Annotated in this window: 11 protein-coding genes; 9 read left to right on the top strand and 2 right to left on the bottom strand. The window is 38.7% G+C overall.

Annotated features, from left to right (window positions below; translation table 11 throughout):
• Positions 1-160: 160 nt before the first annotated feature.
• From V757_RS21380 to V757_RS29270, 9 genes are all read left to right on the top strand, one after another.
• A complete protein-coding gene (locus tag V757_RS21380) occupies positions 161-772 on the top strand; it encodes a glutathione S-transferase family protein (RefSeq protein WP_023950946.1) in 612 nt (203 codons plus the stop codon).
• A 16-nt stretch (positions 773-788) separates the two neighbouring features.
• Positions 789-1,445 carry a membrane protein YczE gene (gene yczE / locus V757_RS21375; RefSeq protein ID WP_023950944.1) on the top strand — a complete coding sequence of 219 codons (657 nt, stop codon included), beginning with the start codon at positions 789-791 and terminating at the stop codon, positions 1,443-1,445.
• A 130-nt stretch (positions 1,446-1,575) separates the two neighbouring features.
• A complete protein-coding gene (locus V757_RS28450; protein ID WP_023950942.1) occupies positions 1,576-1,713 on the top strand; it encodes a hypothetical protein in 138 nt (45 codons plus the stop codon).
• Between the two features lie 281 nt (positions 1,714-1,994).
• Complete coding sequence (locus V757_RS21370; protein WP_023950940.1) at positions 1,995-3,320, top strand: Na+/H+ antiporter family protein; 1,326 nt, start codon at positions 1,995-1,997, stop codon at positions 3,318-3,320.
• A gap of 217 nt (positions 3,321-3,537) precedes the next feature.
• Complete coding sequence (gene nirK, locus V757_RS21365; RefSeq protein WP_023950938.1) at positions 3,538-4,680, top strand: copper-containing nitrite reductase; 1,143 nt, start codon at positions 3,538-3,540, stop codon at positions 4,678-4,680.
• 149 nt (positions 4,681-4,829) lie between these two features.
• Entirely contained in the window at positions 4,830-5,969 is a 1,140-nt protein-coding gene (locus tag V757_RS21360; RefSeq protein ID WP_023950936.1) for an SCO family protein, read from the top strand.
• 12 nt (positions 5,970-5,981) lie between these two features.
• On the top strand, positions 5,982-6,530 hold the full coding sequence (locus tag V757_RS21355; protein WP_023950934.1) for a copper chaperone PCu(A)C: 549 nt from the start codon (positions 5,982-5,984) through the stop codon (positions 6,528-6,530).
• A gap of 83 nt (positions 6,531-6,613) precedes the next feature.
• Positions 6,614-7,306 carry a YncE family protein gene (locus V757_RS29275; protein WP_245586991.1) on the top strand — a complete coding sequence of 231 codons (693 nt, stop codon included), beginning with the start codon at positions 6,614-6,616 and terminating at the stop codon, positions 7,304-7,306.
• Positions 7,307-7,338: 32 nt separating this feature from the next.
• Positions 7,339-7,812: a hypothetical protein gene (locus V757_RS29270; RefSeq protein WP_245586990.1), complete on the top strand. Its 474-nt coding sequence runs from the start codon at positions 7,339-7,341 to the stop codon at positions 7,810-7,812.
• Positions 7,813-7,816: 4 nt separating this feature from the next.
• Here V757_RS29270 and V757_RS21345 read toward each other — a convergent pair whose 3' ends face one another.
• Positions 7,817-8,284: a hypothetical protein gene (locus V757_RS21345; protein ID WP_023950932.1), complete on the bottom strand. Its 468-nt coding sequence runs from the start codon at positions 8,282-8,284 to the stop codon at positions 7,817-7,819.
• Between the two features lie 137 nt (positions 8,285-8,421).
• On the bottom strand, positions 8,422-9,979 hold a 1,558-nt coding region (locus V757_RS21340; protein WP_023950930.1), incomplete at its 5' end, for a heavy metal translocating P-type ATPase.

Here is a 9,979-nt window from a genome sequence, read left to right as displayed (position 1 = left end):
TCAGCTTTATCTACATTACAAGAATAAATCGCTAACTCAACCATAAAAGCCTTCTTATATGTTGCAATTGTGGTACAGATTTAGACTCTTCTTTACGCTTATAGCACATTAACTTATGATAATTGCAACTAGCACATAAAGATGTTGGAGCACAATTCCCATGCTAAAACTACATATCGGTGATAAAAAAATCTCTTCTTGGTCTATGCGACCTTGGGTGCTCATGAAGGCACTAGACATTCCTTTTGAGGAAATAGAGCATCCCTATCTAGAAGATAATACCACTCAAAAAGCACTATGGAAAACTTTTTCACCCACCTCTCAAGTACCCGTTCTGTTGGACGGTGATACACTTATATGGGACTCATTAGCTATCGTACTTTATCTAGCAGAAGACTACCCTGCCATTTTTCCAACAGACAAAGTAGCACGAGCCTATGCCTATTCAGCATGCACGGAGATGCACGCTGGGTTCCAACAATTGCGCCAACAATGTAATTTTTCTCCTGTTTTTGTGAAAAGCATAATCCCTGATTCCTTACTCAAAAAAGAATTATCACGCTTGGACGAATTATGGCAACAAGGACTTCTTCATTTTAAGGGGCCATTTTTAGCGGGCAATACCTTTACCGCTGCAGACGCGTATTACACTCCTGTGGTACTACGATTGATTAATTATGATTTGGTCTCTATGATGTCTCTTCCCGCACAACAATACATTCAACTAATCCATAATCATGCTGCAATTCGTGCGTGGTTAGGTCTGCAATAGAACAACAAACAAATTTATGAGCACTCGCAAACACACACTACCATTAACAACATGGTCTTCAAATTCTCTTTGGAAAGCAGGACCAAAACCAATTATGGTGCTATGTATATCCTTACTAATTTTTGGTATTGGAGAAGGTTTATTAGTGCTATCATCTTTAGGCTCCACCCCTTGGACAGTTCTTGCTCAAGGCATTGCTTTCAAGCTTGATAAAAACGTAGGAATTGTCTCTTTCTTTATTAGTGTGGCGGTTATGTTGACATGGATTCCTTTCCATCAAAAACCGGGGTTAGGAACTATCTTAAATATCGCATTAATCGCCCTTGGTTTAGGTCTAACAACATACTTCCTTCCCGCGCCGAATAATTTGACCCTACGAGTACTTCTTACCATTAGTGGCATTTTGTTTATTGGCATTTCCTCAGGCTTTTACTTAACATGTCACATGGGTTCGGGACCTCGTGATGGATTAATGGTTGGCTTGTATCAAGCAACTGGATGGAAAATAGGGTTAATTCGTTCTCTTATTGAAGGAACAGTTTGCTTTATTGGCTGGCTACTAGGGGGCGTAGTTGGTTTAGGGACCCTCTGTTTTGCATTAGGTGTTGGGTGGGTTTTACAAAACACGTTAAATTTCCTAGCCAAAAACTATACCTCACGCACAACTCATTGATGTAATAATTATTTGTGCTTACCCACAAAAGGATACAGGGCTTTCTATTGAGATGAACGATTAGCCATTAGAATAGAGAGTGAGTTACCAATACCCGGTAATTCATATTTATTCTCTATTGGAGATCTAAATGAGTCAAGAAAATACACCCAAAGAAAATTTACAAGCTGAACAAGTAAAACGCCAAAAAGATAACAACACTAAAGAAGTAAAAGAAGCAAAGGAAAAAGCTTCTGAAAGTGGTTGTTGTGGTGGCTGTGGTGGTTAATTCCTCATCAGCAATTATTTCCCTTCTATAAATCCCTATTACCAAACGCCCAAATTTTATCAAGTCAGTTTACAACATAGGGATTTTTTCTTACATTCATCCCTCTCTTATTTTCCCAATCAGCAAACCTGTTTATGCTTTTGCAAATGTCTGTTCAACACGACAAAATTATCTGAAATCAAAACCCCCAAGCAAAAACTCGTCTTGACTCCATCATCTTTCGGAAGGCTTATGCTACACTAAAACTCGTTTCAGTTTATTACAATCTTAAAGGAGTAACAATGAACGCCGTTGTTGTCGCCGTCTTGGTGATGCTTGTGTTATCGGTAGCTCGTGTCCATGTGGTATTGAGTTTAATTCTTGGCGCAATTGCAGGGGGGCTACTTGGTGGGCTTGATATGGCCACCACAATGAAAGCTTTCCAAACAGGTCTTTCTAATGGAGCACAAATTGCTCTTTCCTATGCATTGCTAGGGGCTTTCGCTGTCGCGATTGCTCACTCTGGTCTACCACGCACCTTAGCAAATGGAGTCATCCAAAAGATTAATCAATCATCTGGTTCTAGTAGCTACATCAAATGGAGTCTGTTACTCGCGATCCTGGCAATGAGTATTATGAGTCAAAATCTTATCCCGATTCATATCGCATTCATTCCATTAGTCATTCCACCATTACTCCTTGTGTTCAATCGCATTCAAATCGATCGTCGTCTGCTCGCCTGCATCATGACTTTCGGTCTAGTGACTACATATATGTGGTTACCTTTCGGCTTTGGTGAAATTTTCTTAAAACAAATTCTACTAGGCAATATTTCGAAAGCAGGTCTTGATGTTAGTAATATTAATGTTTTCCAAACCATGACTATTCCTGCTCTTGGCATGGTGGCTGGCTTATTAATCGCTATCTTTATTAGTTACCGAAAGCATCGTCAATACCAATCCACAGAGACAGATATGAAAAATGCTCAGTTAGCTAGCCAACCTGAGCCTAGTCATTATCGCAGTATTGTTGCATTAATTGCTATTGTTGTCTCATTTGTAGTACAGGTGTGGACTGACTCTATGCTTTTAGGCGCAATGTTTGGGTTTGCTGTATTTATGGCATTAGGTGTTGTTCGTTGGAAAGAGGCTGATAATGTTTTCAATGACGGCATTAAGATGATGGCTATGATTGGCTTCATTATGATTGCAGCACAAGGTTTTGCGGAAGTAATGAAAGAAACCAAACAAATTCAACCACTAGTAGAAGCCTCTGCTGCATTATTTGGCAATAGTAAAGGCATGGCTGCATTTGCAATGTTATTTGTAGGTTTATTAGTTACGATGGGTATTGGTAGCTCCTTCTCAACGCTCCCTATTATTGCTGCTATTTATGTTCCTCTCTGTACAGCTATGGGCTTCTCCCCTGAAGCAACTGTTGCTATTATTGGTGCGGCTGGTGCGTTAGGTGATGCGGGATCGCCTGCTTCTGACTCCACCTTAGGTCCAACCTCTGGTCTAAATGTTGATGGTCAACATGACCATATTCGTGATACTGTTATTCCGACTTTCTTACATTACAACTTGCCATTAATGGTGTCTGGTTGGATTGCTGCCATGGTTTTATAAATACTATTTTACATTTAGTTATAAATTTCATAATGCTTGTACTTTCAGGACAACCTTATCAGTACAAGCATTTTTTTATCATCCTTTCTATGCTGTTACAATTTTTTTATAAATAACCCACAAAAAAACTCGGGTTATTGACTTTTATCAACTGCTTTTTACCTATCTTCGTTTACACTAACAGCACTGACAATTGTGTTAGTAGAGGAGAAATTAAATGAGCAAGAAATTTATTGCTACAGCATTATTCACAGCACTTGTCGCTGCTACAACTGCGCAAGCAGAATCTCAAGTCAAATCAACTACTGGTGGCTTACCTGGCTACGAAGTCATTAAAGCACCAGATAGCGTTCAAAAATTAGAGCGCGTCAAACAAACATTAGTTGCTCCACCTAATGTTCCTGAGCATACATTAGATCACCCTGCAGCTCCACGTATCGTTGAAATTGAAATGTTCATCGAAGAAAAGGAAATTGAGGTTGAGCCTGGCGTGTTTATGTGGGCATTTACATTTAATGGATCTGTTCCTGGTCCACTAGTTGTTGTTCACGAAGGTGATTATGTTGAGTTAAAACTTAAAAACCTATCTAAAAACCAATTAGTACATAACATTGACTTCCACGCCTCTACTGGTGCATTAGGTGCTGGTGAATTAACTCACGTAGCTCCTGGTGAAGAAGTAGTTGTTCGTTGGAAAGCTATCAAACCTGGCGTACATATTTACCACTGTGCTCCTGGTGGCGCAATGATTCCATGGCACGTTGTTCATGGTATGAACGGTGCTATTGTTGTAATTCCTAAAGACGGTCTAAAAGACAAAAACGGTAACAAACTTACTTATGACAAAGCCATCTATATTGGCGAACAAGACTTCTATATTCCAAAAGATGAGAAAGGTGCCTACAAACGTTATTCTAGCCCATCACTCTCTTTTGCTGATGACAAGAAAGTCATGGACGGCCTAATTCCAACACATATCGTGTTTGGTGAGCGTAAAGGTGCTTACACCGGTGACAATGCACCTACTTCTAAAGTCGGTGAAACTTTAATGATTTATCACTCTCAAGCTAACCGTCAATCTTACCCTCACTTAATTGGTGGTCACGGTGAATATGTTTGGGAACGTGGTAACTTAGCTGATGCTCCTGCACAAGACCTAGAATCTTGGGTAATTGCAGCTGGTTCAGCAGGTGCAGCAATGTATACCTTCAAACAACCTGGTACATATGTTTACTTATCACACAACCTAATTGAAGCTGTGAACCTTGGTGCATTAGCTCAAATTAAAGTTGATGGTAAATGGAACAATGACTTAATGGAACAAACAGTAGCTCCTCACAAAGTTGAAGAGAAAAAATAATTTACTGGTTATACATTAAGTAATAACTAACACTACTGGTCTTATGAAAACATTCATTTGACCAGTAGTAGTACAAAAATATTAATTCAATCATGCATATTTGCGTAAAGTATTCATAATTGAGTCAATAAAAAGGAAAGAGGTCTGGCATGTTTCTACGTTTGATTACTCGCTTCTGTTTTGTGATTTCCTTAATAGCGATAAGTAACCTTTCTTATGCAAAACAAATTACTTTTGACCTCGAAGATATTCACGGCAAAGTCACTCAAGAAAGCTACCCTGGTAAATATCTCTTGCTAGCCGTTGGGTATACCTCTTGCCCTGACATCTGCCCTACTACCTTATACGAATATGGCTTAGCGATGAAAGCCATCAAGCACCCTGAGAAAATCGTCCCAATTTTTGTTTCCATTGATCCTGTTAATGATACAGCAGAATCTATGCAGGCCTATACAAGCTATTTTGATGAGCGAATCGTTGGTTTAACTGGAAAAATGGAAAATATCAAGGATTTAGCTAAACAACTAGGTGCCACTTTCGGTTATCGTCTCAATGGCAAAAAAGTTGATATCCCCACAAAAGGAACTTCTTATACCGTTTATCATAGTGCTTTGATCTATCTCATTAACCCAAATCATGAGTTAGTTGATGTATATGACTATCAAATTGGAGATAAAGGATTAACAGAGGCACTAGATAAGGCACTGAGTGATAATTCATCTCCAGAAAAAAAAGCTATGGTCTCTTCTGCTGATACGAGCTTACCCAAGGAAGAAAAGGCAGTGGCAACGAGCACACCTGCCACGACAGCAACAGCTAGTAACGTAGAAAATACTCATACTGATACCACCTTAAATCAGCAGCAAGCATGTGAATTACCAAAGGGGTTTACGGAGCATAAACAAGATATATTGCTAAAAGATGTTTATCCTCAAGCCAAAGATGCACCTGTAGCTTTAGTTAATTTATGGGCTTTGTGGTGTGCCCCATGTAGAATTGAATTACCTATACTTAATAATTTTGCAAGCACAGAAAAGAACATGCCTTTATATACAATTAATTTAGGTGATAAAGAAGAAGATATTAACAAACTTTTTGCTGATCAAAAATTATCTGCACTTAATAATTATTCTGTTAAAGGATTGAGCTTATTAAGACAACTTGGAGGCAAAGGGTTACCTTTCAACGCTCTTTTCGTGCAAGGCAAACAAGTTGCTATTAAAAATGGCATTATTGAAGAGACTGAGTCACTAACAACATATGCTCAGTGTATTATTCAAAATAAATGAGGTTAATTGATTATGAAAAATACTATTGTTCTAACTAGTTTACTCCTTGGTTTAAGTATGTCTGCAGGAGCAGAAACTCAGGCAGTATCTTCTAGCATTACCTTAGAAAATTGTGCTATTCAAGAAGTTTTACCTGGTAAACATATGACTGGAGCATTTGTGAAGTTTATCAATAATGGTGAGCCAGTTGATATTGTGTCTGCATCAATCCCAAGCATTACGCCTAACGTTGAAATTCATTCAATGCAAATGAAAGACAATGTCATGACAATGATCCCTCTGACCAATGCAAAACTTGAAAAAGGTGATCGCTATTTCAAAAAAGGTGGTGACCATGTGATGTTAATGCAAATTCCTGATGACAAACTTCCGAAAATTGGCGAAAAACACGAAATGATTTTTAAATTCAGTAATGGTTCTTCAGCCACTTGCCAAGCAGAAGTAAAATCTGTTGCAACGATTATGAAAGAAGCTAAAGCCTTAGGAAACGATAATATGATGCATAATCATGAGCATCACGATCATAAACATGATCACTCTCATAAAGGTCATAAGCACTAATTTATCCTGACCACTATATAAGTCATGTATGAGCAACGGCTCAACTGCCGTTACTTTTTTATCCGTATTCTTAAAGGTGTGTTATGAAACGACGTGATTTTTTAAACTTATCGGCAGCAACAGGTTTATCGCTATCATTACCCACTTCTTCTGTATTTGCTGCAACAGAAGCGAAAACACTTTACGACCCTACGCGTTATTTATTTATTGCGGATAAAACAACATACTATATTACTGTATTCGATATCATGACTGGTGAGTCCGTTGAGCTCTTAAACTTCAACATCAAGCCACAAGTCATTGAAATGGCTCGTGATGATGCGATGTTAGCCTTAGGTAATCCCGAAGTATCTGACTTATATCTTTATAATTTACGCACACGCGAGACAAAAATTATTCCTTTACCTTCGCCTCTTTATCAAGTTTTTTTTGTTCCTCAATCTAAGTTATTAGCTGTAGGATTACGCGATCAGGTAGGTATTGTGAATTATGAAACAGGCGAGGTTAAAATATTCCCTGAGAAATTTGATTCCTCAAAACGTCAAACAGTTCTTTACGCCTACTACACCTTACTATTTAGCTCTTTTAGCCAGTCGTTCTGGGTGCTTGATAAGGAAAAACCAAAAATTTACCGTAAATATGGATATGATCCTATTGAGAAACCCTGGGATACGATTGACTTTACTGGTCGAATTAAAACCTCTTCTGGCCTAGATACGGGTGTATCAAGTCCAGAGGATTTTATTGGTGGCATTTACAACCTTAGATGGTTCTGAGGGTTTAGTTCTATTTTCCACAAGAAGATAAATTGCTTACTACTGGACCTATGTATCAAGTAGGTACCACCTATCGCCCTCTCAATATGCCTTATATTGATGCCTATTCTAAGCATGTACTTTTCGCTGATGTATCAGGTAGCGTAGCCATATTTGATTTCAATGCGGGTGATGAAAAACCAATGCGTTTTAACGTAGATTTTTCTCCTAGAATATTCCGTACTGGTTGGTTAGAAAGCACTTGGATACTTGGCGGAGATAGAGGTCTATTATTCCAATCATTTGATAATCCCGAAGATAAGAAAATCTATCGCTTCCCTTATGAAGTAGTAGATATGTGGGTAACAGGTGATAGTAAAACCCTACTCATGACAGTAGATGAAGGACCTCCTCAAGTATTACGTTTTGATATTCGTAGTAAAGAAATGCTTGATCCTATGCCTATTCGTGGAGTAGTTATGGGCGGGAAGTTACGTATGGGCAGTAATAATAGCATTTGCTATTAATTAGTTACACAGACATTTTGGCTTGAATAGCTGGTAGCACAAGCGTGATAACACGTGAAAATATGTTCTGAATCGCTATCAGCTCTTCCTTTGGCATTTCAGGATAAACACTTTGTTCAAATGCCTCCCAGACCATTTGCACAACAAGCTGTGGACTCACTGTTTTATCCAATTGAAAAACAAAAGAACTTGGTAATTGTTTGCTTTGAATAAAAATATGCTTATCCGTAATAAGAAATCCTCTTTTCTTAATATACGGATTTACTGAATCTGCTAAATACTCTCCTACAAAAGCAATTGGAATATTCGATTCAAAATAGGCATTACCCATTGTCATTTTTGCCTGCATATCCTTAAAGTAGTCTGTTTGCTTAGGATACAGAGGGTGATTACCAACAGGTAATGCCAAAAATTGTTGCTGATCTGGCGATAAGCTATTTAATAAATTCATTAAGGTATTGGCTTTACTCATTTAACGTCCTCTAAATTTTTCTACTAAAGCTATCTTTTTTCGCTAGCTGATATGGTTGAATCACTTGAGGATACTCTACTAGTAAAGCCAAATAGTTTCATAGTCTACTAACTCCCTTTATAAGATTATGATAAAAATCATTTAATCTTAATACCTTTTAACCTTAAAGTATTTCCCAAAACGGAAACTGAGCTCATCGCCATTGCTGCACCCGCTATAATAGGATTTAAAAAGCCCAATGCAGCTAATGGAATCCCTAACACATTATAAATAAAGGCAAAGAACAAATTCTGTTTAATATTCTTCAACGTTGCTCTAGAGATTAATAAAGCATCCACCATTTGATTAACGGATTTTTGCATCAATGTCGCACTAGCTGTATGCTCGGCAACATCAGCCCCACCTTTCATTGCAAAACTTACATTTGCTGCGGCTAAAGCAGGCGCATCATTGACACCGTCCCCCACCATTGCCACAATTTTACCATTAGCTTTCAATTGCTGAATTTGTGTAGCTTTATCTCGTGGACTCATATTCCCCATTGCATGTTGAATACCTAGCTCATGTGCAATATATTCGACAACTTGTTGATGATCACCACTCATCACATAGACATCAATAGCATTCTCTTGTAAGCGTTTAATGGCTTTGGCAGTATCTTCTTTAAGACTATCCGCCATAGCAAAGGCACCTACTGGTTTTCCGTTAATAGCCACAGTAACCACACTAGCAATTTGCCATACGCGTGGTAAGTCAGCTGGCAAGACTACTTGTATAAAAGATGGTTTACCTACTTTTACCTCACCCACTCCTTCTACAGTCGCTACAATTCCCTCACCAACAATAGTTTTTGCATCATGAGTGGCTAATATAGAAAGATTTTTCTCAGTTGCCAAATCCACAATCGCTTTTGCTAAAGGATGCGTTGCATTTTGTTCAACTGCGGCTACTATGCGTAATAAATCATCTTCTGTCACTGTACTATCTGGTAAGCGCCAAATGGCAGCCACTTTTGGCTTACCTTCAGTTAATGTCCCTGTTTTATCTAAGACCACTGCATTAACATGCGCAGCCTCTTCCATCACAGTAGCATCTTTAAACCAAATGCCCTGTTTAACGGCTTTACCCATGCCCACCATAATTGCTGCAGGTGTTGCCAAACCTAAAGCACATGGACACGCAATCACCAATACGGCTACAGCATTCATTAATGCTGTCACCCAATCAGCTTTCACACCCCAGGTAATCACAAAGGTTAAGATAGCAATTCCTACCACGACAGGGACAAAAATACCAGAGACTTTATCTGCAATACGCGCTATTGGTGCTTTACTACCTTGTGCTTCGGATAAGGCTTGCATCATATCGCCAAGTAGTGTTTTACTACCCAGTTGCTCCGCTTGATAGATGATGCTGCCCTCACTCATAACAGAGCCTGCTAATACCTTACTACCAACCATCTTTTGTTCAGGATTAGATTCACCTGTTAAATGGCTTTCGTCTGCCCAACCCTCACCACTTTGTACAATACCATCAGCGGCAATTCTTTCACCATGATTTGCACGGAGTATATCGCCAATAACTACCTGATCAATCGGTGTAGTGACCCATTGCTGATGACGTTGGACACTCACTTGCTGTGGGGTTAATCTGAATAATAGTCCTAAGCTATTTAAGCTATTTTTTTTTTGCTGA

The organism is Pelistega indica, assembly GCF_000506865.1.
Lineage (GTDB): Bacteria > Pseudomonadota > Gammaproteobacteria > Burkholderiales > Burkholderiaceae_B > Taylorella > Taylorella indica.
Note: the sequence above shows the minus strand (reverse complement) of the source record. Positions and strands in the feature narration are given on the sequence as shown.

What these genes read in the sequence shown, in the direction of transcription:
- V757_RS21380 (WP_023950946.1), top strand. Translation starts at nt 161, where the DNA reads ATGCTAAAACTACATATCGGTGATAAAAAAATCTCTTCTTGGTCTATG.
- yczE (WP_023950944.1), top strand. Translation starts at nt 789, where the DNA reads ATGAGCACTCGCAAACACACACTACCATTAACAACATGGTCTTCAAAT.
- V757_RS28450 (WP_023950942.1), top strand. Translation starts at nt 1,576, where the DNA reads ATGAGTCAAGAAAATACACCCAAAGAAAATTTACAAGCTGAACAAGTA.
- V757_RS21370 (WP_023950940.1), top strand. Translation starts at nt 1,995, where the DNA reads ATGAACGCCGTTGTTGTCGCCGTCTTGGTGATGCTTGTGTTATCGGTA.
- nirK (WP_023950938.1), top strand. Translation starts at nt 3,538, where the DNA reads ATGAGCAAGAAATTTATTGCTACAGCATTATTCACAGCACTTGTCGCT.
- V757_RS21360 (WP_023950936.1), top strand. Translation starts at nt 4,830, where the DNA reads ATGTTTCTACGTTTGATTACTCGCTTCTGTTTTGTGATTTCCTTAATA.
- V757_RS21355 (WP_023950934.1), top strand. Translation starts at nt 5,982, where the DNA reads ATGAAAAATACTATTGTTCTAACTAGTTTACTCCTTGGTTTAAGTATG.
- V757_RS29275 (WP_245586991.1), top strand. Translation starts at nt 6,614, where the DNA reads ATGAAACGACGTGATTTTTTAAACTTATCGGCAGCAACAGGTTTATCG.
- V757_RS21345 (WP_023950932.1), bottom strand. Translation starts at nt 8,284, where the DNA reads ATGAGTAAAGCCAATACCTTAATGAATTTATTAAATAGCTTATCGCCA.